A 23,691-nucleotide genomic window follows, 5' to 3' on the forward strand; every position below is an offset into this window, starting at 1 on the left:
AACCGTCCAGTCGGACCTTCTCCCGCTCATTCGCGGGAGGCTAGGCTTCGGCCCATGTCAGGGTGGCGGGGCCGGACGGCGGACGTGGTCCTGGTGCCCGCCGTGGGTCTGGTCGCCGTCGTGGGCCTGGTGGTGCAGTCGCGCGGCATCTCCACCGTCGCCGAGTGGGCGGCCCTGCTGGTGGTGCTGCTCTCCGCCGGCGCGCTGTACGTCCGCCGCCGTCACCCGGTGCCGGTGGGCGTCGTGGCGCTGGCTGCAATCGGCGCGTACGGGGCGTTGCTGCACCGGCCCGGTCCGATCATGCTGGTGTTCGTCGTCGCGCTCTACACCGTCGTCGACGAGGGACATCTCGCGGTCGCCATCGGGCTCGGTCTCGCCTCGGTGATCGCCTTCGCCGTGGCGGACAGCTACAACCGCTCCCCGAACACCATGAACGGGGCGACGCTGCTGCACGCTGGTTGGCTCGTCGCGGTCATCGTCGGCGTGACCCGTAACCGCCGCGCCTACCTCGCCGAGGCGCAGGCCCGGGCGTTCGTCGCCGAGCAGCGGATGGAGGAGGAGGCCCGGCGACGGGCCACCGAGGAGCGGCTGCGCATCGCCCGGGAGCTGCACGACGTACTCGGCCACCACCTGTCGTTGATCAACGTGCAGGCCAGCGCCGCGTTGCACCGACCCGATCCGGTCCGGTCCGAGCAGGCCCTCACCGCGATCAAACAGACCAGCAAGGAGACGTTGAGTGAGTTGCGCGCGACGCTGGGCGCACTGCGGCAGGCCCCGGCGGTCATGCCCGCACCCGGTCTGAACCGCCTCGGTGATCTGATCAGGACGGCCGCTCGGCCGGAGTTGGAGATCCGCACCGAGCTGGCCGAGACGCGGTCGCTACCGCCGGAGGTCGATCTGGCGGTGTATCGGATCGTTCAGGAGGCGCTCACCAACGTGGCGCGTCACGCACGTGCCACCACCGCCGTGGTCCGGGTCCAGCCCGATCACGACGACGTGCTCGTGGAGGTCGAGGACGACGGCACCGGTCAGCCGGGTTCACCGGGCAGCGGGATCCTCGGAATGCGGGAGCGGGCCATCGCGCTCGGCGGTTCGTTGACCACTGGCGCGCAGCCGGACGGGGGCTTCCGGGTCCGCGCCCGGCTGCCGATGCGACCCGACCCGGCGCCGGTGGGGGAGCAGATGTGATCCGGCTGCTCCTGGTCGACGACCAGACCCTCGTACGCGCCGGCTTCCGGTCCATCCTCGACGGTGAGGACGGTCTCCAGGTGGTCGGCGAGGCCGCCGATGGATTCGAGGCGGTGCGGCTGGCCAAGCACCTGCGGCCCGATGTCGTCCTCATGGACATCCGGATGCCAGGGCTCGACGGCCTGGCCGCCACCGGTGAGATCGTCGCGCACTCCGACGCCCGCGTCATCATCCTGACAACGTTCGACCTGGACGATTACGTCTACGGCGCGCTGCGTGCCGGTGCCAGCGGCTTCCTGGTCAAGGACACCGAGCCAGCGGAGTTGATCCACGGAGTGCGGGTGGTGGCCCGGGGTGACGCGTTGATCGCACCGTCGATCACCCGGCGGTTGATCGCCGAGTTCGCGGCCCGGGCCAGACATCCTGACCCCGGGCCGCGACTGAGCGTGCTCACCGAGCGGGAGCGTGAAGTGCTGACGCTGGTCGCCGCCGGCCTCTCCAACGACGAGATCGCGGCACGGTTGGTGCTGAGCCCGGCGACCGCCAAGACACATGTCAGCCGGATCATGACCAAGGCCCAGGCCCGGGACCGAGCCCAGTTGGTGATCCTCGCCTACGAGTCCGGTCTGACCGTGCCGGGTTGGCTCGCTCGCTCCTGAGTCAGCCCGCCAGGCGGCCGGTGCGGCGCGCGCGAACCAGGGCCAGCCCGCCGAGCACCACCGCGGCCAGTCCGACCGCGAGCGCCACATAGGCCCCGCCTAGCCCGTTGCCCGTGCCGATGCCACTGTCGGCGGTGGCCGCCACCAGCCCGCCGAGCGCCATACCGATCAGCCCCGTCGCCAGGGCCAGGACGGCTCCGAGGCTCCCCGAGCCGGTGCCGAGCCGACCGGCGGGGCGGGCCACTGCCAATCCTCCGATGATCGTGCCGGCCAGCCCCAGCAGGACGGCCACACTGGCCCCGAAACGCCCGGAACTCATGGAAAGAGCAGCGGCTGCGGTTGGCTGGGCGGACACGTGCGCGGCTGCCGGCACGGCCAGCTCGATCCCGGCGAGCGGGGCGGTTACGGCGGCGGCGAACAGGTGACGGACGGACATGGTGGATCCCCCTCGGTCGCATGGCGATTACAGGTGGCAGCCTAGGAAGCAACCAGCTGGTGAGTCGTCATGCCGGAGTTGCCGATGGGCCTACCACCCGGGATGTACGCGTCCGGCACCTCGTACCGCCGCAGTTGTCCAGCGGGCACGAGGTGCGCGCTCACGCCACGTCGTCGTCACCCGGTGCGGGCTCCAGCACCACCACTGTCGTCTCCGACGATCGCCGTGCCGCGTGGGCGTCGAAGTTCTTGTCGGCCGCGCGCCACAGTGGCCACAGTCGCGACCGTTCGTCCTCGGTGGCGACGCGGCCGCGCACCAGCCGGCGCCCGTCGGCCAGATCGACTGACGCGTCCGGATGGGCCTGGAGGTTGAGCCACCAGGCGGGGGCACCCTCGCCCCACCCGTTCATCGCCACGCCGACCAGGTTCGGGCCGTCCTCGAAGTACGCGAGAATGACGCTGCGCTGCTGGCCGGTGCGGCGTCCGGTCGTGGTCAGTCGCAGCGTGCCCCACCGGTGCTCGCGCGGTCGCCACAGCCCGACCCGGCTGCCGCTGACCCGGTACAGGCCCCGGTGCACCGACCAGGCCAGCCGGATGAACCACCGCGGCGGAAGCCACGGCGCCTTCGTCTCCTGACCGTCCGACATGACGACCTCCTCCACCGACCAACGCTGATGGCCCGGGTGGCTGCTTCACACTGTCGCGACCACCACTGTGGACCGGAATCCCCAAGTCTTCCGGCGCGAGCGCCACTCGCGTCGAGGTGTCCATGATCCGACCGAGGATCGAACCGATCGGTGGAAGCCCGCGTCGGGGCGGGCGGGTTACCGCTGCCAGGTGTCGATGGCGCGTACGCCGTCGCGGACGACCCGGTCCAGGATGGTGGGGTTACCGCTGGTGCCCTCCCACCCCTGGTCGTCGAAGACCGTCACCGCGCTGTCGACGCGGGCCACCGCGATCTGGCTGGATGCGGTGTCGCCGGTACGTTCGCCGTTCATGCTCGTCTCGGGCCACGTCCGGGTCAGCAGCAACGCCTCGTCGCCGACCCCGGGCAGCGCCTTACTCTTGACGGTGACGCGGTTTCCGGACTGGTCGTACGAGGGGCACGCCTGCACGGCGGTGCGGAGCCGGCTCAGGTAACCCGGGGCGCCGTCGCCGTCGAAGGTGAAGATGGTCTGGTGGATCATCCCCTGCGGCACGTTGCTGGAGGGCTCGCCGGCCTTCTGGTAGGTGACCGTCATCGCGGCGCTCGCGGTGACCTGCCGGCCGCCGGTGCCGAACTCGTTGCCGCACAGCTTCGGCAGCGCCTCCGCGACGGGCGTCGTCCGTCGCGGGGACTTCCGCAGTTCGGCGGGCAACTCGACGAAGGCCGAGGTCGGGATCGTCACCTGGGTGCTCGCGCTCGGCGATGGCGGATCTGTCGGGGGCACTGACGTCGACGTGGTGGCCGGTGCCGTGGTCGCCGGGGCAGAGCCGGGCGGATCCTCGGTGGCGGTGCAGGCAGCGGCGAGCGTGACGGCGCCGAGCAGCGGGAGCAGCGCGAGCGCGCGTCGCGTACGGGTCACCGGCAGTGGTGTGTACTGGCTCATCGTCACCCCTCGTCTGTCCCTGGGCAGTTCCCTGCCCGGTGTACAACGAAACGACCACGCCCCGGGCACCGACCGGACCACTGGAATCGAGGTGTCGTCGCGTCGGCCGGGCCGCTAGGCTGCCCCGCATGACCAGCGTGATCGCTCAGTGCACCGGACTGTCGTGTGACGTCCAGGCCGGTGCGGGGCGACGCCGGCGATCCGTCGCCCGCCCGCGCTGACCTGTTACCTGCGACCGGCGGATCGAGCCGCCGGTCGTTCGCTGGTCGTCCTCGGTCCGCCCGTATCTCCCCGTCAACGGCTCGCGTGGCAGCGCGGGTCCGAGCGAGATCGGCGTACTCATGGATCTTGAAAAGTTGTTGTCCGACCGGCTGGCACCGGCGTTCGCGGCGGTGGCCGGCGGCCCGGTCGATCCGCTCGTGCGGCGGTCTCCGCGTGCGGACTTCCAGTCCGACGCGGCGCTGGCGCTGGCCCGGCGGCTCGGCCGCCCGCCGCGCGACATCGCCGCGGCGGTGCTGACGCACGCGGTGCTCGACGACGTCGGGGTGTCGGCGGAGGTCTCCGGGCCGGGCTTTCTCAATCTGACGGTTGCCGACCGGGCCCTGGCCGACATGGTCGCCGGGCTGGCCGGTGACGCCCGGCTCGGCGTGCCGTCGACGGCGACGCCGCAGACAGTGGTGGTCGACTACTCGGCCCCCAACGTGGCGAAGGAAATGCATGTCGGGCATCTCCGCTCCACAGTCATCGGCGACGCGGCGGTGCGGCTGCTGGACTGGCTCGGGCACCGGGTGGTGCGGGTCAACCACCTGGGTGACTGGGGGACACCGTTCGGCATGCTGATCGAGCACCTGATCGACCTCGGCGAGGCCGAAGCCGCGCAGAACCTGTCGATGGGGGACCTGGACACCTTCTACCGGGCGGCCCGGGTGAAGTTCGACGCCGACGAGGCGTTCCAGGAACGGTCGCGGCTGCGGGTGGTGGCGTTGCAGCGCGGTGACGAGCGGACCCGCCGGTTGTGGCGGCTGCTGGTGACGCAGTCGGAGCGGTACTTCCTGACCGTGTACGACCTGCTCGACGTGACGTTGTCCGGGGCTGACTTCCGGGGCGAGAGCGCCTACAACCATCTGCTCGCGGGCGTCGTCGACGACCTGGACCGGTTGGGGCTGCTGCTGCCCAGCGGTGGGGCCGAGTGCGTCTTTCCGCAGGGGTTCACCGGCCGGGACGGCGAGCCGCTGCCGCTGATCGTGCGTAAGAGCGACGGTGGGTACGGCTATCCGGCCACCGACCTGGCCGCGCTGCGGCAGCGCGTCGGCGAGCTGGGCGCCACCCGGCTGCTGTACGTCGTCGGCCTACCGCAGCGGCAGCACTTCGCGATGGTGTTCGCCGTCGCCGAGGCGGCCGGCTGGCTCTGCCCGCCGGCCCGGGCCGAGCACCTCGGCTTCGGGTCGATCCTCGGCGCCGACGGGCGGATGCTGCGCAGCCGGGCCGGTGAGTCGGTGAAGCTGGTCGGGCTGTTGGAGGAGGCGGTCGCCCGCGCCACCGAGCTGGCCCGGAGCAGGAACCCGGATCTGGACGCCGGGACCGCCGCCGAGATCGGCCGCGCGGTGGGCATCGGCGCCATCAAGTACGCCGACCTGTCCGTCGACCGGACCAAGGACTACGTCCTGGACTGGGAACGGATGTTGGCGATGGACGGCAACACCGCTCCCTACCTTCAGTACGCGTACGCCCGGATCCGGTCCGTGCTGCGGCGGGCCGGGACCGCCGTGCGGCCGGACGCGCCCATCGTGGTGGCGCAGCCGGCGGAGCGTGCGCTCGCGGTCGAGCTGCTCGGCTTCGCCGCTGTGGTCGGCGAGCTGGAGCGGAGTCTCGAGTTTCATCAGCTCGCCGGTTACCTGCACCGACTCGCGACGGCGTTCAACGCGTTCTACGAGCGCTGCCCGGTGTTGCGGGCCACGGATGAGCTGCGGGAGAGCCGGCTGCTGCTGGCCGAGTTGACCGCCCGGGTCCTGCGGCAGGGGCTGCACCTGCTGGGCATCCGCACTGTGGAGCGGATGTGACGCGCCGGGCTGGGGGCCCGGTCAGCGGGCCCGCTTCGTCGCCCGCTTCCGGGGCGGCGTCAACAGGTCGGCGATCTGCGCGATCGCGGAGGGCACCAGGCGGTAGTACGCCCAGACCCCGCGCTTGTCGCGTTCGAGGAGGCCGGCCTCGGTGAGGATCCGGAGGTGATGACTCACCGTCGGCTGGGAGAGATTGAGCGCCGCGGTGAGGTCACTCACTGAGGCCTCACCTTCGGGCGCGGACTGGATCAGGCTGAGCAACCGGAGTCGCGCCGGATCGGCGAAGGCCTTCAGCACCCCCGCTAGCCGCTCGGCATCGGCCCGCTTGATGGGATCGCCGGTGAGCGGCGAGATCGCAGGCATGGCAGTTTTCGCAGTTCCCACGCCTGCAATAGTGACACCAACACCATCAATAAACCGGCAGATCCGGCACCAGCCCTCCGATGGCGTCCGGATGGCGCGACGGAACCACCGAACGTGAGTCGAACGGCGACGTCCGTGGCGGCACACGGGCCGTGTGGAGCTTCGGGAAGCCCCACACGGCCCTGGGCGTCAGCGGCGGGGTTTGGGTGCGATGCGGGGCAGGACGTACGGCGGCCCTGCGAAGATCAGGTCGGACTTCAACTCCTGGTACGCCCGCTTGGGCTGGTAGTTCTCGTCGTAGATGGTGGCCAGGCCCTCCGGCGGGTCGTCGAACCAGCCGGGCACCCACGAATGGTTGTCACTGAAACCCCAGACCGTGTACGACAGGCAGCTCCGGACGGCGAGGCACGCCTTCATCAGCACGCTGAAGTTGGCGGCCGACGCCTGTAGCCGGGGGTTGATCTCCTCGGAGTTGCCGGCCTGGACGCCCTCGGTCAGCTGGCTGCGGACGTCGACCTCGGTGAACGCGGTCGCGACGCCGAGCCCGGTGAACTTCTTCAGCGCGGCGGTCACCTGGAGGGTGTCGAAGTTGCCGTACTGGGTGCCCAGGTGGCCCTGGGCGCCGACACCGTCGATCGGGACGCCCTGGGCGCGCAGGCTCTTGGTCATGTCGTAGACGAACTGGGTCTTGTCGTCCGCCGGGTTGCCCGAGCCGAACGCCTCGATGTTGTAGTCGTTGTAGAACAGCAGGGCCTTGGGGTCGGCGGCCCGCGCCCAGCGGAACGCGTCGGCGATGTAGCCGGGCCCGAGGTTCTGCGCCCAGAAGCCCTTGTAGTGCAGGGTCGACGGGGTGTCCCACGGGTCACTGACCGCCTCGTTGACCACGTCCCACTGCCAGATCTTGCCCTTGTAGCGGTTCACGACTGTGGTGATGTGCTTGCGCAGCAGCTCGCGCAACTCCTGCTTGCTGATGGAGCCGTCGGCGACGCCGTTGGTCAACCAGGCGGGCAGCTGGTTGTGCCAGACCAGCACGTGACCGCGCACGCTCTGCCGGTTGCGCTTGGCGAAGTCGACGAACTGGTCGGCCGGCCCCCAGTTGTAGGTGCCGCGGGTCGGCTCCAGGCTCTCCCACTTCATCACGTTCTCGGCGGTGACCGAGGCGAACTCGGAGGAGGCCAGTCTGCGGTACTGCGGGTCGCTGGCGTCGTTGAGTGCATCCATGCTCACCGCGGTGCCGACGTGCAGACCGTGGCGCAGGCCGAGGGTGCCGAGGCTCTGCGTCGTGGGGTCGTACGGTCGACTCGCGGTCGCCGGCACCGTGTTCAGCGTGGCGATGGTCGCGACGGCGACCAGGCCGACGCTCGACCACTGTCTCAACTTCATGTGCCTGCCCTTCCAGACGATCAATAGATAGATGTCGATCTAGGAGGTGAGGGTCCGGTCCTGCTCGGGTGGGACGCGAGATGGCTGGGTGACGCCGGTAGTTCCGGCCGGAAGCCGGAAACTTGCTCGAAACGTTAAGCCGATCTATGTCTGGCCGTCAACGCTGAAAACTTCCGGAAATTCATCACATGACCTGCCCGGCGGGGAGCGGCCCGCCGGCGAAACTTTCGGCGACCGGCGACCGGCGACCGGCGACCGGCGACCGGCGACCGGCGACCGGCGACCGGCGGCCGGAGGTCGGCGACCGGTTCGGGTGGCGAGGTCGTTCGCGGCGCACGCCACCAGACACCGTCGAACCGGTGGCCGACGATGTCAGGTGGCGCTACCGAAGAGTGATCAGCGCAGACCGGCGAAGAGGTCGTCCTCGGGAATCGGCGCGCCCGTCCGGTCCCGCACCCGCAGGTAGGTCTCCACGCCCATCAGCTCGGTGAACCGCTCCTGGCCCAGTTGCAGGAAGAAGATGTTCTCGGTCTGACTGGCGTGCGTGGCCAGCGCGGCGAACTTCTGCGCGCCGTACTTGCTGGTGTCGACCCAGGTGGTGATCTCGTCGTCGGGCAGACCGAGCTGCGGCCCCGGCTCCGACTCCGCGTCCGGCTCGGCCCACTCGACGCCGAGCTCCTTCATGATCCGACCGAACTCCGCGAACGCCGTACGCGGCACAGTGGTCCAGTAGACCTTCGCCGGGACGTCCGTCTGCTCGACAGCGGCCATGGTGATCCGATGCGCCTGGATGTGGTCCGGGTGGCCGTAGAAACCGTTCTCGTCGTACGTGACGATCACGTCCGGCCGATACTGCCGAATCAGCTCCGCGAGCCGGGCCGCCGCCTCCGCCACCGGCGTGATCCAGAACGCGCCGGGCTGGTCGTTCGTCGCCCAGCCCATCATCCCCGAGTCGGCGTAGCCGAGGGTTTCCAGATGGGTGACGTTCAACGTCGCGCAGCTGGCCTCCAGCTCGGCCTGGCGCATCGCCACCACGGCGGCCGGGTCGTGCCCCTCCTCGCCCGGCTTGACCCCGCCCGGGCCGTCTCCACATCGCCCGTCGGTGCAGGTCACGAGCACCGTCGTGACCCCTTCGGCGGCATAGCGGGCAAGGACGCCACCGGTGCTCGTCGCCTCGTCGTCGGGGTGGGCGTGCACCGCCATCAGGGTCAGAGGTCGCTCAGCCATGCCATCACCCTACGGTCATCCGGCTACGGGCCCATGACCTCCACCGCGAACATCCGCGGGAGCGGGGGCATCGTACCCAGTCCGGCATCCGTCGAGCGGTCCTTGTGTGAACGGCGCTCAGGCTCCGGGCAGGTAGCTAGATTCGGGCGTGATCGGCACATCCGAGCAGGTCCGGACACGGGGAGAAGTCGATGGCAAAGGCCGCTGGCGGGTTCACCGACCTGCGACAGATCGAGGCCGGAGTCCTGAACGTCGGATACGTGGACGCCGGTCCGCCCGACGGGGACGCGGTGATCCTCCTGCACGGCTGGCCCTACGACATCCACAGCTTCGCCGACGTCGTACCGCTGCTCACCGCGGCCGGCAAGCGGGTCGTCGTCCCCTACCTGCGGGGCTACGGCACGACCCGGTTCCTCTCCGACGACACGATGCGAAACGGCGAACCGGCGGCCATGGGGCTCGACCTCATCGCCCTGATGGACGCCCTGAACATCGACACCGCGAAGCTCGCCGGGTTCGACTGGGGCGCGCGGACCGCCGACGTCGTCGCCGCGCTGTGGCCCGAACGCTGCCGAGGGCTGGTCTCGGTCAGCGGCTACCTGATCGCCAGCCAGGAGTCCGGTAAGGCGCCGCTGCCGCCGAAGGCGGAGTTGGCGTGGTGGTACCAGTACTACTTCGCCACCGAGCGAGGGCGGGAGGGTTACGACAAGAACCGGCGCGCCTTCAACAAGCTGATCTGGCACACCGCGTCCCCCCAGTGGACGTTCGACGACGCGACGTACGACCGCAGCGCGGCGTCGTTCGACAACCCCGACCACGTCGACATCGTGATCCACAACTATCGGTGGCGGTTGGCCCTCGCCGACGGCGAGGCACAGTACGACGACATCGAGAAGCGCCTGGCCACGCAACCGAAGATCACCGTGCCCAGTATTTCCATGGAGGGCGACGCCAACGGCGCGCCCCACGTCGAGCCCACCGTCTACGCCAAGCAGTTCACCGGCCAGTACGAGCACCGGACCGTCGGCGGCGGTGTCGGGCACAACCTGCCGCAGGAGGCGCCGCAGGCATTCGCTGACGCCGTGCTGGAGGTCTGAGCCGCTAGCGCGTCGGACGTTCCACCCGGACCGGGTCGCCGCGAACCAGCCTGTCGTGGACGCGCCACCGGGCGGTGGTGACGGCACGCCGCGCCGCCTCGTCGCCCTGCTCGATGCGGTGGCGCAGCAGGTCCAGGGCGATCCGACGGTTGAGGCTGAACTGCCGCTCCTCGTCCACGACGACCACCAGGCCCGACGGGCGGTGCGTCGCGCGTACCGCCGTGCTGGCCTTGTTCCGGTGCTGACCCCCCGGCCCACCGGTGCGGCAGGCGACGATGTCGACGTCCGCCTCGCGAAACGTCGTGGGCCGAGCGTCGCGTTCGGGCGGCTGGGCGGTGACGTACCAGTTCTTCCGGCCGACGCCCGACCGGTACGGGCTCGGGGCCTGCCAGCACAGCGTCCCGGTCCACGAATCAGCGAACGCGTCGGCGTCCACGCCGGAGATCCCGATCAGCGCCGACCGGTGGGTGCCGGCGCGGTCACCGGGCACCGCCTCGACCTGCTGGATCGTCAGACCTCGGCGGACGCCCTCGTCGCGCAGCCGGTGCAGCAGTTGGCTCAGTGCCCAGGCGCACTCCTGCGGCCCACGTCCGGCCGACAACAGCAGGAACGCGGTCATGAGCGGCCTCGCCGGCCGCGGTGGCCCCGCCGCTCGGGGCGTGCGGCGGACCCGAGGTCGGGCGTCTTGTAGGTGACCACTGGCGTCGTGCTGACCACCGGGGTGGCCAGCCGGTGTTCGACCAGGTCGGCGATCACCTGCTCGATGCGCTTGTACGCCGTGGGTGCCTCCTCGAAGAGCAGTTGCCGGTCACCGCACACCACCAGCGAACCCACCCGGGTACGGCGTAGCTCCTCGACCGTGTGCTTGGCCCGGCCCCGCCGCAGGGCGTCGGCGCGCGACATCTTGCGGCCGGCGCCGTGGGCCACCGAGTAGTTGGCCTCCGGCCCGGCGTGGGCGGCCACCAGATAGGACGCCGTTCCCCGGGTGCCGGCGATCAGGACGTCGCGACCGTCACCCGGCGCCGCGCCCTTGCGGTGCAGGTAGACCCCGTCCCGGACCTCGACCAGGTTGTGGCACTCATCGACGATCGGCGCGGTGGGCTCGGCCCCCAACGCGTGCGCCACCCGGGCGGCCAGCACCCGGCGGTTGAGCGAACCCCAGCGCACGGCGTCGTCGTGCCTGCCCAGGTAGGCGGCGGGGTCGGGTACCGCCCCGGCGCCGTGGACCTCGGTGTGCGCCCGCAGGATCCGCTCGCCCAGACCACGGGAACCGCTGTGCACGATCAGCACGAGATCGCCGGCGTCGAGCCCGAGCCGGCCCGCGTGCCGCACGTCGAGGACGGTGTCGACGCGGGCCAACTCCACAAAGTGGTTGCCCCGACCCACCGTCCCGAGGCCGTCGAAATGGCCGGCTGGAACGTCACAGTCGACGGCGGCCCAGGCGGGGTCGTCGGCGTCGCGTACCGGGTCGAGCGCCTGGTCGAGGTCGGGGAACCGGGCGGCGAGCCGTTCCGGTACGGCCCGCTTGAGCTTGATCGGAAACACGGCGATGCCGCAGCCGATGTCGGAGCCCACCAGGAACGGGTACAGCACTGTCGACGCCATGGCCGCGCCGATGGGCGCACCCTTGCCGGGGTGCAGGTCCGGCATCGCGGCGACGTGCCGCATGCCGTCCAGGGCGGCGACCTGCTGGCACTGTGCGAGCGCATCGGACTCGATCCAACTCGCGGGAGAGGCGAACACCGTGACGGTGGCCGGGGCGGACGGGGGCAGGGGCTCCCGAGGGAGGTGGTGCTGGGACAAGGAGGCTCATCTCTGGCTGCCAACGTGAAAAGCGGACGGCGTCACGGCCCCCGGGAGGCATCACCGGTGGCGCGGAGCAGGGGTGGAGTCCGTCAGTACGTCATGGACGTCACTCTGGTCGAGGCGCGCCAGGCACGACAACTGATTTTTCTTCACGACGTACGCTGCCGCGATGAGCGCACCGCGTCGCGTCCTGGTCTACGGGGTGTACGGCTCCGGCAAGTCCACCCTCGCGGCGCGACTGGCCGAACACCTCGGAGTGCACTGGTATCCGGTCGACGACCTGCTCTGGCAACCGGGCTGGGTCGAGGTGCCGGTCGCCCAGCAACGCAGCCGGATCGAGGAGATCTGCCGACGGGACCGCTGGATCATCGACGGGGCGTACCACGGTTGGCGGGACGTCCCGATGGCCCACGCCGATCTGGTCGTCGGCCTTGACTATCCACGGTGGCTGTCGTTCGGGCGGTTGCTCCGCCGCACCGTCCGACTGGTGGTCACCGGCGAGGTGATCTGCAACGGCAACCGCGAGTCGCTGAGCAGTGTGCTGTCCTCGGACTCGATCCTGGTGTGGCACGTCACCGCGTTCGGCCGGGCCCGACGGCGGATGCGGGCCTGGCAGGCCGACCCGTCCGCGCCGCCCGTGGTGTTGCTGCGCTCCCCGGCGGAGCTGGAGGTCTGGCTGGCCGGGCTGCCCCGCCGGTGAGCGGTGCGATCGACGGTGGTGTCAGGCCGGCCTGAGCGCGCGGCCGAGGACGCAGGGGGAGGAGGGGCTGTTGCTGGTGGCCGGGAAACGGAACCTGCGCAGCTGCTGCACCTCGAAGCCGGTCGCGCCGATGGCGGCGACGGTGTCGCGGTTGGTGTGGCAGCCGGCGAACAGCTTCGGCCACAGCGTGGCGTCGACGAGTCGTTGGGCGCGGTGCAGACCACCGGCACCCTCGGCGGCCACGTGCTCGAAGAACCGCACCTCGCCTCCGGGGCGCAGCACCCGGCTGATCTCGGCCAACGCGCTCGCCTGATCGGGCACCGTGCACAACACCAACGCGACCACCGCCGCGTCGAACTCGCCGTCCCCGGCGGGCAGCGCCTCGGCCAGACCGTCGACGACGGTCACCGGGACCGGCGCGGTCGACGCGGCGCGCTCGGCGGCGGCACGCAGACGTCGCTCCGGTTCGACCGCGTAGACCTGGGTCACCCCCGGCGGGTAGTGGGCGAACATCAGCCCGTTGCCCGCGCCGATCTCGATCACCCGGCCGGACAGGCCGGCGACCAGCTCCCGCCGGAACGCCGCAGTGCCGGCGCGATCCATGGCGACGCTGAGTCGCTCGTACACGCGGGCGAACACCGGGTGGGACACCGTGGCCACGTCGACCTCCTGATCTCCGTCGAACGCTTCTCCGGCGATTGTCCTGCATCCGCGCACGCTTTCCGTCTTACTGGTTGGCAGCACGATCCGACCCAGTGCAGACAGGACGTGGTACGACAATGAAAATCGTCGTCATCGGGGGCAGCGGCCTCATCGGTTCCAAGCTCGTGGAGCGCCTCGGCGCCCAGGGCCACGAGGCGGTGCCGGCCTCGCCGAAGACGGGCGTCAACACCCTGACCGGCGAAGGGGTGGCCGACGCGCTCACCGGCGCCGAGGTCGTCGTCGACGTGTCGAACTCGCCGTCGTTCGAGAACGCCGCCGTACTGGAATTCTTCGAGACCTCGACCCGGACGCTCCTCGCCGCCGCGTCCGACGCCGGGGTGAACCACTACGTGGCGCTCTCCATCGTGGGGTGCGACCGGATCCCGGACAGCGGGTACATGCGCGCGAAGGTTGCCCAGGAGAAGCTCATCGTCGCGTCCGGCCTCCCGTACTCGGTGGTGCACGCCACCCAGTTCTTCGAGTTCCTCAAGGGCATCATCGACACCGCCACGGACGGCGACACCGTGCGCCTCGCGCCGGTGCTCATTCAGCCGATGGCCGCTGACGACGTCGCTGCCGCGGTCGCCGAGGTCGCGCTCGGCGCGCCGACGAACTCCGTGGTCGAGGTCGCCGGCCCGGAGCAGTTCCGCCTCGACGAACTGGGCCGAACCCTCCTCGCCGACCAGCAGGACCGTCGTTCGGTGGTGGCCGACCCCGACGCCCGGTACTTCGGCGCCAAGCTGGGCGAACGCTCGCTCGTCCCGGCCGACGGCGCCCGCCTCGCCGGCACCGCTCTGGACGACTGGCGTACGCGGGCGGGCCGGGGAAACTGAGCCGGCCCGCTACCTCGACGGCCCGGGCGGGTCGCCCCGCCGATCGAGGCGCCGCACCAACTCCTGTACCGCCTCGACGAACGGCTCGTCGGACTCGCCCGGCCAGTGCCCGTGGATGGGTGGGGCGACGCTGTCTCCGGGGGGCGCCACCACGTCGACGGGATCACGCTGTCGGCGATCCACACTGGTAGCCGGGTCGTCGGTGGTGGCCGCCGCGGGTGAGGTACGCGGGGAGAAGATCCAGCCGCCGATCGGGTCGGTGTCGCGCCACAGGTTCACCCACCGCCAACCCACCCGGCGGCCGATCTCGTGCAGTGCCGCGTCGTCGACGTAGGCGGGAAAGAGCCGTGCGTAGAGGCGGCGCAGCGGTGATCCGTGGGTGAGCAGGGCGACCCGGTCGCCGACCTGCGGCGGCAGTTGTAGCACCGTGGCGGCCAGCAGGACAGAGCCGTGGCTGTGCCCGGTGAGCAGCACCGCGCCGCCGCGTTCGACGAGGTAGGTGATCCGGCGGGCCAGTTCCGGCACGGCCCGCTCCGAGTAGCAGGGCGGTGAGAACGGGTGGGCGGCCCGGGGCCAGAAGGTGCCGAGGTCCCAGAGCACACCGATGTACCGGCGGTACGGCTCGGTCCGGTACGCGAAGATGCCCCCGATGATCAGGCCGAGGATGATGGCCGCGATCGTCCAGCTACCAACCGCGATGCCGAACGTGACCGCGTCGGCCGGCAGCCCGAGGGTCTGTTCGATGAGGTCGCCCGGGAACTGCCCCAACAGGCCGACGGTGGTGGTGGCGGTGGCGAGCCCGGCGAGACAGCCGTAGAGCACGGCCAGCGGCACCAGCTTCTCGGTGAAACGAGCCCGGGCTATCGCGTCTCGGACCTGCCGTAGTCGGCGTCCTGCCTCGGGCGGCGGGTCTGGGAAGTCGCGCGCGACTATCGCCGCCCCGGCCCGGCGTCGAGCCCGGCGGGAGATCAGGACGACGAGGCCAGCGACGATCACCGTGACCAGCAGGGCGCGGAAGAAGCCGAAGATGGCCCAGGTGTAGGCCCGGGGCGGACCGGAGGCGATGCCCTCGCCGGTCGACACGTCGCGGTCCAGGTAGTCCGCCACCCGGTAGACCAGTTCGGCGGAGTACGCCACCGCCATGCTGATCCCGGTGGCCGCGACCACGAGAGCGCCCAGCCCGAACAGCGGGGTGGCGCCGTGCTCCCGGCGCCGGTGCCAGAGCAGCACCACGCCCAGGGCGACCAACAGCGTCGTCTGGGACACGAACAGACCGGCCAGGGTCGGGTCGTAGCCGGGGAGCGCCTGCTCCTCCGGCCAGGGTTGCGGACTGGTCAGCACATGCGTCACGACGGCGACGGTCAGGAGGATGGCAGCGGTCCGGAGGGTACGGGTGACCCGGTCGAGCCGCTTGTCGCCGGGGGCCCTGTCCATCAGCGGCGGTGTGCAGAGCAGCGCCACGCAGCCGGTCAGGATCACCCCCATGATCGCCGTCAGCGCGATAGTGGCCGCCGAAGCGTCACTCGCGGCGCGGGCCAGGAGCAGGGCGAGGTCCAGCGTCGCGAAGGCCGCCGTGACATGGATGGCCCGCAACCGGCCCACCAACGGCTCGGCGTCCCACTGGCCCACGGTGCCGAGGCGGGACGCGGAGGTGCCCTGATCGGGTTCGCGAAACGCCTCGAACGTCCGGCCCGGCCGGCAACTGACCCGCCAGATCAGGCCGATCGCGGCGGCCGGGACGAGCGCGAGCACCGCCAGCCGCAGTCCGACCGGCCGTCCACCCAACCAGGACAACCAACTGCGTCCGGCCAGACAGTCGGGGGAGGCCAGGCACTTCCAGCCGACGAGATCCAGGGCGACGCCGACGATGGCGAGCACGTACAGCACGGTGAGCGTGAGCGCCAGCACCCGGCAGAGGGACTTGACCACCGCCTCGGAACGGGGGTTCGCCGGGCGCATCCAGATCGCGACGTTGACCAGCATGAAGGGGAGCAGGAAGACCACCGCCAGGGTGCGGGCCACGGTCCCGGAGGGCAGGTCACCCCAGCGGTACGCCTCAAGCGTCACCCCGTGCTCGCCGGTGCTCTCCGAGTACCGGGGGCGCGGCCGGTAGAACCCGCCACTGCGGTCACCGGCGACCTGCGCGGTCTGTTGCAGGTCCAGCACCTGCGCGGCGCTCGCGCCGGAGACTCCGTGCACCCGTAGTTCCACGACGTCACCGGAGTCGTCCGTGCCACTCAACCGCGTTGATCCATCCGACGTCCCCCCGAGGCGTCTCGCAGCCCTTGTCCGTGATCCGGCGCCGACGCCACGCGCCGGGTCGCCGGTGACGGCAGAGCCGGGTCTACCCCATCCGGACGCCCTCAATCTCAGCCGGCGGGGTGCTACCGCCCCGGCAGGGCACGACCGGCGGTCACCGTCGGCTCGGGTGCGTCCGTCCGGGCGGTGTTCGCCAACTCGGTGCGGTAGGCGCGCGGCGAGAGGCCGGTGGTGCGCTTGAAGGCCACGCTCAACGCGCTCTCCGAGCCGTACCCGACGGCCTGGGCGATGGTGGCGACGGTGTCGGAGCTGCGCCGGATGCGGTCGGCCGCGAGCTCTATCCGCCACCCGGTCAGGTACTCCAGCGGGCCCACCCCGACGACCTTCTTGAAGCGGGCCGCCAGCGTCGACCGGGAGACGGTCGCCGCCCGGGCCACCTCGTCCACCGTCCACGGGTGCGCGGGTCGCTCGTGCATCGCGCGTAGCGCGGGAGCGACCACCGGGTCGGTGAGACCGGCCAGCCACCCGGAGCCGGGCCGCTCGTCACGGGCCAGGTGCAGCCGAAGGATCCGGATCAGCAGGACGAGCGCCAGATGCTCGGCGACGAGGTGGGAGCCGAGTCGCGTGGATCGCAGTTCCGCGTCGATCTCGCCGAGGGCCCACTGGACGGTCCCGGCCTCCGGGGTGTCGGCGGGCACGTGGATGACCGGCGGAAGGTTGTCCAGCAGAAGGCTGCGTGCCCGCCCGCCAAGGGTGAAAGCGCCGCCGATGAGGAACACGTCGTCACCGTCGCCGGCGTGCGCCACACCGTCGGTGGCGGCGGCGAAGATGGGATGCGCGGGCTGGACCGGCACCTCGGGATCGCTGAAGAGGGTGTAGGCCGCCGGTCGGGTCAGCAGGAAGCAGTCGCCCGGACCGAGGTCGATCGGCTCGGCGTGGCCGTCGACCCGCAGCGAACATCGGCCCCGCCGGACGGCGTTGAACTTGACCCCGGCCGGGGGGTCGAAACCGACGGCCCAGCGGCCGCCTCCGACCAGACCGGCGGAGACGTGGCTCGTCGCGCCGAGCAGGGCCAGGACATCCTCCAGCGGATCCATCCCCACCTCATCTGGACGCTCACGAAAGTATGACGGACTCCAGGCTATAGGCAGTCCGAACCGAGCGTTCGTAGCCTGGGTGTCATGACAGCGAATCCACGCCTCACCACCCCGTTCAACGCGCGCACCACGGCCGCCGAGGTCCTCCACGGTGTCGACCTCACCGGACGCCGGATGATCGTCACCGGGGGCGCGTCCGGCATCGGTGTGGAGACGGTGCGCGCGTTGGCCGGGGCCGGCGCTGAGGTCACCGTCGCGACCCGGAATCCTCGGGCGGCCGACCGGCTCGCCGAGGAGTTCGCCACCGATGCCACGGTGGGCACGGTCCGGTCGTCCGCCCTCGACCTTTCCGACCTGGCGTCGGTCGACGCCTTCGTCGCGGCCTGGCAGGGCCCGCTCGACGTGCTGGTGGCCAACGCCGGAATCATGGCGATCCCGACCCGCCAGCTGACCGCCGTGGGCTGGGAACTCCAGCTCGCGACGAACCACCTCGGCCACTTCGCGCTGGCCCGAGGGCTGCACGACAGTCTGCGGGCCGCCGAGGCGGCACGGGTCGTGATGGTCAGCTCCGGTGCGCACCTTGCCGCGCCGTTCGACTTCGACGACCCGCAGTTCGAGCGGCGCCCGTACGACCCGTGGTCGGCCTACGGTCAGTCGAAGACCGCGGAGGTCCTGCTCGCTGTGGGAATCACCCGCCAGTGGGCGAGGGACGGGATCACCGCGAACGCCCTCAACCCCGGGTACATCTTCACCAACCTCCAGCGCCACATCGACGACGACACGATGCGGGCGATGGGCGCGATGGACGAGGCGGGCAACCTCATCGAGGCGGAGTACTACAAGAAGCCCGACCAGGGCGCGTCGACAACAGTGCTGCTCGCCGGCTCACCCCTGCTCGACGGGGTCAGCGGTCGGTACTTCGACGACAACCAGGAGGCCGAGGTCATTCCCGGTGGTCCCGACGCCACCGGCGGAGTCGCCGCCCACGCGTTGGACCCGGCCGCGGCCGACCGGCTCTGGGCGTACGCCGAGAAGACGCTCACCTCGCGCTGAGGGCGGCCGGGCCGTGCCGGGGCGAGGATTGAGCCGGTCGTGGCGGGGTAGGTGCCGCCATGGTCGCTGCCGGTCGGCGCGGAGCGGACGCGGGCCCCTCGACCGTCGTCCGGCTCCTGGACCGCGTGGTGGCCGCCTTACGCGAGCGGGTCCGCCGGGTACGGACCATCGGCGGCCTCGCCCTCCAGGCCGGCCTGGCCGCTGGGCTGTCCTGGTTCGTGGCGCACTCGCTGCTGCAGGTGTCGCAGCCGGTCTTCGCGCCGATCTCCGCCGTCTCGACGCTCGCCGCGTCGGTCGGCCAGCGGTTGCGTCGCACCGTCGAGCTGATCATCGGGGTCACCGTCGGCGTGCTGATCGGCGACCTGCTCCTCCTGGTGATCGGCACCGGTTGGTGGCAGCTCGCACTGATCGTCGTGCTGGCGATCGTCGTCGCGCTCTTCCTCGCGGGTAGCGCGGCGGTGGTGATCCAGGCGGGGGCGACGGCGGTGCTCATCGCCACGCTCAGCCCGGCCGTGCGGGATCTGGAGATCCCCCGGTTCGTGGACGCGCTCATCGGGGGAGGGGTGGCGCTGCTGGTCACCGCCGTGTTGCTGCCGCTGAACCCGCTGCGGGTGCTCAACCGGGCCGCGCGGCCGGCGTTGGATCTCCTGGCGACCCAGCTCGACGCCACGGCCGAGGCGCTGACCGAGCGGGATGCCGCTCGGGCCCGTGCCGCCCGGGGTGAGCTGCGGCAGAGCGCGGGCCGGTTGAAGGCGTTCGTCGAGGCGACCCAGGGCGCCCGGGAGGCGAGCACCCTGTCGCCGGTGTACTGGCATCAACGGCGCGGGCCGGTGGGCCGCTACGCGCAGGCCGCGGAGCCGATCGACCGGGCGATGCGCAACAGCGGCACCCTGATCCGACGATCGGTGACGCTCATCGAGGACGGCGAACCGGTACCGGAGTCGTTGCCGACGGCGGTGGCGGATCTCGCCGAGGCGGTCCGCCTGCTGAAGCGGCAGTTCGCCGCCGGCACCGAGCCGAACCGGGCTCGCGAGCAGGCGCTGCGGGCGGTCCGGACGGCCGGGCACGCCTATCGGGACGGTGTCGGCTTCTCCGGCGCGGTGGTGGTGGCACAGGTCCGGACGACCGTCAGTGACCTCCTGGTCGCCTCCGGGTTGCGCCAGGAGGACGCGAATCACCTGGTCCGGAGGCTTTTCGGGGACCTCTGAGACTTGGCTGACCCCCAGCGGGGCCAGTTGGTGGCATCTTGCTGAGCCATGCCTGTTGCACTCTGAGCCAAAGTGGTGCCATGATGGTGCCATGGAGCTGAGGTCATACGTCGAGAACCTGCGTAACGAGTTCGCCCTTGCCGCCGAGGGCGTGGACCCGGAGGCCCGGGCGTTGGCCGAACGACTCTTCGCGCAGTTGGAAGCGGCCACCCGTCTCACGCTGCTCGAAGCGCTGTCCGACGCGGCCGACGAGATCACCCGCGATCTCGCACCGGGCTCGGTGCACGTTCGGCTGCGCGGGCGCGAGCCCGACTTCGTGGTGGCACCCGCCAACCTGCCGGTCGAGACGGCGAGCGAGGCGAGCGGCCCGCCGCCGCTGTCGGTGCCGGTGTCCGCACCCGAGGGTGACGAGGGCGGCACCTCACGGATCAACCTGCGGCTGCCCGACCACCTGAAGGCCAGCGTCGAGGAGGCCGCCGGGCGCGCCGGGCTCAGCGTCAACGCCTGGTTGGTGCGCGCCGTCGCCGGTGCCGTCGGTGGGGGCGAGGCGGAGCGTCGTCCGCCCCGCCGTCCGGAGCCGCGCTTCGGCCAGCACTTCACCGGCTGGGCCCGCTAACCCCTCTCGTACCCCACCTCATCACGCCGCTGAGCAGCGGCGACCTTCGCCGACCACCTTTCGGGAGACCACCATGCCTGTTTTCGACACACCAGAAGCGATTTTCGCCCGGATCGAGATCCCGGTCGGGGACGTCTGGATCGCGGCCAGCGACCGCACCGACACGGTGGTGACCGTGCGGCCCCGCGACCCGTCGAGCAAGGCCGACCTGAGCGCCGCGGAGCAGACCACTGTCGAGTACGCCGCCGGACAGCTGGTCGTCAGGGTGCCGAAGAGCTGGCGCCGCTATGGGTTCGGTGCCGGACCGTCGGTCGACGTCCTGATCGAGCTGCCGACCGGATCGGGCGTACAGGCCGAGTCGTCGTGGGCGGCATTCCGCTGCGAGGGCCGGCTCGGCGAGTGCCGCATCAAGAGCGGTGGCAACATCCGGCTCGACGAGACCGGGCCGCTGGACATCGACTCCAGCCACGGCGAGGTCGCGGCCGAGCGCGTCCTCGGCTCCGCCCGGGTGAAGGTGTCGTCCGGCAAGGTGCGTCTCGGAGTCGTCGACGGCAGCGCCGAGATCAAGAACTCCTCCGGTGACTGCTGGATCGGTAGCGGTGGCGGCGCCGTCCGGATCAACACGGCCTACGGCGACGTCACAGTGGACACCGCGCTGGCCTCGGTGACGGCCCGTACCGCCTACGGCAACCTCCGGCTGGGCGAGGTCGTCCGGGGAGTTGTCGAGTTGCAGACCTCCTACGGCGCCATCGAGGTCGGCATCCGTCGCGGAACGGCCGCCTGGCTGGACGTCAGTTCCAAGCACGGCCGTGTGCACAACGCGCTGGAGTCGACCGACAGCCCGGCGCAGACCGACGAGACGGTCGAGGTCCGGGCGAACACCTCCTTCGGCGACATCATGATCCGCCGCGCCTGACCCACCGCCCCGCCGACCACAGATGAGGAGACCATGACCAGTTCCATGAACCCCGCGATCGTCGCCACCGACCTGCGCAAGTCCTACGGCGACAAGGTCGTGCTGGACGGCATCGACCTGATGATCAGCGAGGGCACCATCTTCGCGTTGCTCGGTCCGAACGGCGCCGGCAAGACCACCACCGTGCAGATCCTCTCCACCCTGATCGACGCCGACGGCGGTAACGCCCGTGTCTTCGGCCACGACCTGACCCGGGAACCCGACGCGGTACGCGCGCTGATCGGCGTCACCGGCCAGTTCTCCGCCGTCGACAACCTGCTCACCGGTCGGGAGAACCTGACCTTGATGGCCGACCTGTGCCACCTGGACAGGGCCGTCGGTCGGCGGCGGATCGCCGACCTCCTCGACCAGTTCGACCTGACCGAGGCGGCGGGTAAGCCGGCTTCCACGTACTCCGGCGGCATGCGCCGCCGGCTCGACCTCGCGATGACCCTGGTCGGCGAGCCCCGCGTCATCTTCCTCGACGAGCCGACCACGGGCCTCGACCCGCGCAGCCGCCGGGCCATGTGGCACATCATCCGCGCACTCGCCGCCGAGGGCGTGACCATCCTGCTCACCACGCAGTACCTGGAGGAGGCCGACCAGCTCGCCGACCGGGTGGCGTTCCTCGACCACGGACGGCTGATCGCTGAGGGCACGCCGCGCGAGCTCAAGCGGCTCATCCCGGGCGGCCACGTCGTGTTGCAGTTCGCCGACCAGGAGGGGCTCGACTCGGCGGCCCGGACGTTCGCGGCCGCCACCCGCGACGACGCGGCGCTCACCCTCCAGGTGCCGAGTGACGGAGGGGTCGGGTCGCTGCGATCCCTGCTCGACCAGCTCGACCACGCCTCGATCAGCGTGGCGGGGCTCTCCGTACACACCCCCGACCTCGACGACGTCTTCCTCACCCTCACCGGGCAGCCCGACACCCGGGCCAGCCGATCCGACAACGAAAGGGCTCCCGCGCGATGAGCACCCTCTCCCTCGCCGTCCGCGACTCGAGCACCATGCTGCGGCGAAACCTGCTGCACATGCGGCGGTACCCGTCGATGACGTTCCTGCTCATGGGCATCCCGATCATCATCCTGCTGCTCTTCGTCTACGTCTTCGGCGGCACGCTCGGCGCCGGTCTCGGCCCGTCCGGCGGCCGCTCCCAGTACGCCAACTACGTCACCCCTGGCATCCTGCTCATCACAGTGGTCAGCGCCGCGCAGGGCACCGCCATTTCGGTCGCGATGGACATGACCGAGGGGATCATCGCCCGGTTCCGCACGATGTCGATCTTCCGACCGTCGGTCCTGACGGGTCACGTACTGGGCAGCCTGGTGCAGACCATGCTCAGCCTCGCGGCCGTCACCGTCGTGGCGCTGCTGGTCGGGTTCCGGCCCAACGCCAACGCGGTCGAGTGGCTCGCGGCGGTCGGCGTACTCGCCATGATCACCTTCGCGCTGACCTGGCTGTCCGTCGCCCTCGGCCTGGTCAGTGACAGTGTCGAGACGGCGAGCAACCTGCCCATGCCGCTGATCCTCCTGCCGTTCCTCGGCAGCGGGTTCGTCCCCACCGACTCCATGCCGACCGCCGTGCGGCTGTTCGCGGACTACCAGCCCTTCACGCCCGTCATGGAGACCCTTCGCGGCCTGCTCCTGGGCACCGGGATCGGTGCCAACGGGATCATCGCGGTCGTCTGGTGCGCCGTCATTACAGTGGGTAGCTTCCTGTGGGCCAAGGCCCTGTACAACCGCAACCGGACGGCCTGATCCGACCGGCGCGTCCCGGTACCACCGCAGCGGAGAGCCGGCGGCTCGGCCCACAGGGGTCGGGCCGCCGACTCATGGCGTCGCGCGACCGGCGGCGCGAGTGGGATCCGGCGGCGGGTCGGCGGCGCGAGTGTGCGGTCGGGCGGCGGGTCGGCGGTGCGAGTGTGGGGTCGGGGCGGCGGGTCGGCGGTGCGAGTGCGTGCTCGACCTGGCGTTCGGAAGCACGCCGCCTCGCGCCCCACCCCGCTCCTGCCCACCGCGCTCCTGCCCACCCCGCCGCGGACTGCCCCGCCCGCGGACTGCCCTGCCGCCGTTGGCCGCCGGCCCAACGGCTAGCCAGGGATGAGGGCTGGATCCACATCCGCTAATGAGCGTGATGTCTGTGAGTCATCGTGATGACTCACAGACATCACGCTCATCGGAGTGAGGCCCGCCAGGTCATGCGCTCGGCGTTTCAGGGCGCGCGGATCGCGCCGCAAGCCGCCGACCTGCCGCAGCGGGATCGCGGGCATCTCACCCGTGGTCCACGATGCCGGGATGTCATCGACTCGCCTTGTCGCCCTGCTCGGTGCTGCCGCGCGGCAGCAACGACAGCTGCGCGACCGGAGCCAACGTCAGTTGGCCGCGTTGGCCGCGTTGGCCGCGTTGGCCGCGTTGGCCGCGTTGGCCGCGTTGGCCGCGTTGGCCGCGTTGGCCGCGTTGGC

General features: G+C 71.1%; 23 protein-coding genes. 12 read left to right on the forward strand and 11 right to left on the reverse strand.

What is annotated here, in order from left to right; all coding sequences use genetic code 11:
• Window positions 1–54 precede the first annotated feature (54 nt).
• Both ACLQ3F_RS03460 and ACLQ3F_RS03465 read left to right on the forward strand, forming a co-directional pair.
• Window positions 55–1,188, forward strand: a complete 1,134-nt coding sequence (locus tag ACLQ3F_RS03460; RefSeq protein ID WP_425845916.1) for a sensor histidine kinase — start codon at window positions 55–57, stop codon at window positions 1,186–1,188.
• Entirely contained in the window at window positions 1,185–1,847 is a 663-nt protein-coding gene (locus ACLQ3F_RS03465) for a response regulator (protein WP_425845918.1), read from the forward strand. The genes ACLQ3F_RS03460 and ACLQ3F_RS03465 overlap by 4 nt, the downstream gene beginning before the upstream one ends.
• A 1-nt stretch (window position 1,848) precedes the next feature.
• Here the strand turns inward: ACLQ3F_RS03465 and ACLQ3F_RS03470 are convergent, their stop codons facing one another.
• The 3 genes from ACLQ3F_RS03470 to ACLQ3F_RS03480 all read right to left on the reverse strand — a co-directional run bounded on the left by ACLQ3F_RS03470 (window position 1,849) and on the right by ACLQ3F_RS03480 (window position 3,871).
• Entirely contained in the window at window positions 1,849–2,283 is a 435-nt protein-coding gene (locus ACLQ3F_RS03470) for a DUF6223 family protein (protein WP_425845921.1), read from the reverse strand.
• Between the two features lie 160 nt (window positions 2,284–2,443).
• Window positions 2,444–2,929 carry a nitroreductase/quinone reductase family protein gene (locus tag ACLQ3F_RS03475; protein ID WP_425845923.1) on the reverse strand — a complete coding sequence of 162 codons (486 nt, stop codon included), beginning with the start codon at window positions 2,927–2,929 and terminating at the stop codon, window positions 2,444–2,446.
• Between the two features lie 177 nt (window positions 2,930–3,106).
• Entirely contained in the window at window positions 3,107–3,871 is a 765-nt protein-coding gene (locus tag ACLQ3F_RS03480) for a hypothetical protein (protein ID WP_425845925.1), read from the reverse strand.
• 341 nt (window positions 3,872–4,212) lie between these two features.
• Here ACLQ3F_RS03480 and argS point away from each other — a divergent pair, with 341 nt between their 5' ends.
• The gene (gene argS, locus ACLQ3F_RS03485) at window positions 4,213–5,931 is read left to right on the forward strand and encodes an arginine--tRNA ligase (RefSeq protein ID WP_425845928.1); all 1,719 of its coding nucleotides are present in this window, start codon (window positions 4,213–4,215) and stop codon (window positions 5,929–5,931) included.
• Window positions 5,932–5,952: 21 nt separating this feature from the next.
• On the opposite strand, the gene ACLQ3F_RS03490 is transcribed toward argS, so the two are convergent.
• The 3 genes from ACLQ3F_RS03490 to ACLQ3F_RS03500 all read right to left on the reverse strand — a co-directional run bounded on the left by ACLQ3F_RS03490 (window position 5,953) and on the right by ACLQ3F_RS03500 (window position 8,904).
• Window positions 5,953–6,294 (reverse strand): ArsR/SmtB family transcription factor, encoded by a 342-nt coding sequence (locus ACLQ3F_RS03490; RefSeq protein WP_238686609.1) that lies wholly within the window; start codon window positions 6,292–6,294, stop codon window positions 5,953–5,955.
• 189 nt (window positions 6,295–6,483) lie between these two features.
• Window positions 6,484–7,677 (reverse strand): endo-1,4-beta-xylanase, encoded by a 1,194-nt coding sequence (locus ACLQ3F_RS03495; RefSeq protein ID WP_425845931.1) that lies wholly within the window; start codon window positions 7,675–7,677, stop codon window positions 6,484–6,486.
• A 396-nt stretch (window positions 7,678–8,073) separates the two neighbouring features.
• A complete protein-coding gene (locus tag ACLQ3F_RS03500; protein WP_425845934.1) occupies window positions 8,074–8,904 on the reverse strand; it encodes a PIG-L family deacetylase in 831 nt (276 codons plus the stop codon).
• Between the two features lie 191 nt (window positions 8,905–9,095).
• On the opposite strand from ACLQ3F_RS03500, the gene ACLQ3F_RS03505 reads away from it, so the two are divergent.
• On the forward strand, window positions 9,096–10,001 hold the full coding sequence (locus tag ACLQ3F_RS03505; RefSeq protein ID WP_425845936.1) for an alpha/beta fold hydrolase: 906 nt from the start codon (window positions 9,096–9,098) through the stop codon (window positions 9,999–10,001).
• 4 nt (window positions 10,002–10,005) lie between these two features.
• Here the strand turns inward: ACLQ3F_RS03505 and prfH are convergent, their stop codons facing one another.
• Both prfH and ACLQ3F_RS03515 read right to left on the reverse strand, forming a co-directional pair.
• Entirely contained in the window at window positions 10,006–10,620 is a 615-nt protein-coding gene (gene prfH, locus ACLQ3F_RS03510; protein ID WP_425845938.1) for a peptide chain release factor H, read from the reverse strand.
• Window positions 10,617–11,804 (reverse strand): RNA ligase RtcB family protein, encoded by a 1,188-nt coding sequence (locus tag ACLQ3F_RS03515; protein ID WP_425845940.1) that lies wholly within the window; start codon window positions 11,802–11,804, stop codon window positions 10,617–10,619. Before ACLQ3F_RS03515 ends, prfH begins: the two co-directional genes overlap by 4 nt.
• Before the next feature lie 172 nt (window positions 11,805–11,976).
• On the opposite strand from ACLQ3F_RS03515, the gene ACLQ3F_RS03520 reads away from it, so the two are divergent.
• Window positions 11,977–12,507, forward strand: a complete 531-nt coding sequence (locus ACLQ3F_RS03520) for an adenylate kinase (protein ID WP_425845943.1) — start codon at window positions 11,977–11,979, stop codon at window positions 12,505–12,507.
• 21 nt (window positions 12,508–12,528) lie between these two features.
• Here ACLQ3F_RS03520 and ACLQ3F_RS03525 read toward each other — a convergent pair whose 3' ends face one another.
• Complete coding sequence (locus ACLQ3F_RS03525; RefSeq protein WP_425845945.1) at window positions 12,529–13,167, reverse strand: class I SAM-dependent methyltransferase; 639 nt, start codon at window positions 13,165–13,167, stop codon at window positions 12,529–12,531.
• Window positions 13,168–13,286: 119 nt separating this feature from the next.
• Between ACLQ3F_RS03525 and ACLQ3F_RS03530 the strand changes: the two genes are divergently transcribed.
• Entirely contained in the window at window positions 13,287–14,042 is a 756-nt protein-coding gene (locus ACLQ3F_RS03530) for an SDR family oxidoreductase (protein WP_425845948.1), read from the forward strand.
• Window positions 14,043–14,051: 9 nt separating this feature from the next.
• On the opposite strand, the gene ACLQ3F_RS03535 is transcribed toward ACLQ3F_RS03530, so the two are convergent.
• Together ACLQ3F_RS03535 and ACLQ3F_RS03540 are read right to left on the reverse strand one after the other, a co-directional pair.
• Window positions 14,052–16,283 carry a hypothetical protein gene (locus ACLQ3F_RS03535; RefSeq protein ID WP_425845950.1) on the reverse strand — a complete coding sequence of 744 codons (2,232 nt, stop codon included), beginning with the start codon at window positions 16,281–16,283 and terminating at the stop codon, window positions 14,052–14,054.
• Window positions 16,284–16,426: 143 nt separating this feature from the next.
• Window positions 16,427–17,398, reverse strand: coding sequence for an AraC family transcriptional regulator (locus ACLQ3F_RS03540; RefSeq protein WP_425845953.1), 972 nt, complete (start codon window positions 17,396–17,398; stop codon window positions 16,427–16,429).
• A gap of 84 nt (window positions 17,399–17,482) precedes the next feature.
• On the opposite strand from ACLQ3F_RS03540, the gene ACLQ3F_RS03545 reads away from it, so the two are divergent.
• The 6 genes from ACLQ3F_RS03545 (at window position 17,483) to ACLQ3F_RS03570 (ending at window position 22,987) form a co-directional block, all read left to right on the forward strand.
• Window positions 17,483–18,451 carry an SDR family NAD(P)-dependent oxidoreductase gene (locus ACLQ3F_RS03545; RefSeq protein WP_425845956.1) on the forward strand — a complete coding sequence of 323 codons (969 nt, stop codon included), beginning with the start codon at window positions 17,483–17,485 and terminating at the stop codon, window positions 18,449–18,451.
• Window positions 18,452–18,510: 59 nt separating this feature from the next.
• Window positions 18,511–19,659, forward strand: coding sequence for an FUSC family protein (locus tag ACLQ3F_RS03550; protein ID WP_357206692.1), 1,149 nt, complete (start codon window positions 18,511–18,513; stop codon window positions 19,657–19,659).
• A gap of 91 nt (window positions 19,660–19,750) precedes the next feature.
• Window positions 19,751–20,275 (forward strand): hypothetical protein, encoded by a 525-nt coding sequence (locus ACLQ3F_RS03555; protein WP_357206694.1) that lies wholly within the window; start codon window positions 19,751–19,753, stop codon window positions 20,273–20,275.
• 73 nt (window positions 20,276–20,348) lie between these two features.
• Window positions 20,349–21,191, forward strand: a complete 843-nt coding sequence (locus tag ACLQ3F_RS03560; RefSeq protein WP_425845961.1) for a DUF4097 family beta strand repeat-containing protein — start codon at window positions 20,349–20,351, stop codon at window positions 21,189–21,191.
• A gap of 33 nt (window positions 21,192–21,224) precedes the next feature.
• Window positions 21,225–22,202 carry an ATP-binding cassette domain-containing protein gene (locus ACLQ3F_RS03565; RefSeq protein WP_357206698.1) on the forward strand — a complete coding sequence of 326 codons (978 nt, stop codon included), beginning with the start codon at window positions 21,225–21,227 and terminating at the stop codon, window positions 22,200–22,202.
• The gene (locus ACLQ3F_RS03570; protein WP_357264709.1) at window positions 22,199–22,987 is read left to right on the forward strand and encodes an ABC transporter permease; all 789 of its coding nucleotides are present in this window, start codon (window positions 22,199–22,201) and stop codon (window positions 22,985–22,987) included. The genes ACLQ3F_RS03565 and ACLQ3F_RS03570 overlap by 4 nt, the downstream gene beginning before the upstream one ends.
• Window positions 22,988–23,691 lie beyond the last annotated feature (704 nt).

The organism is Micromonospora sp. DT15 (genome assembly GCF_049841475.1).
Lineage (GTDB): Bacteria > Actinomycetota > Actinomycetes > Mycobacteriales > Micromonosporaceae > Micromonospora.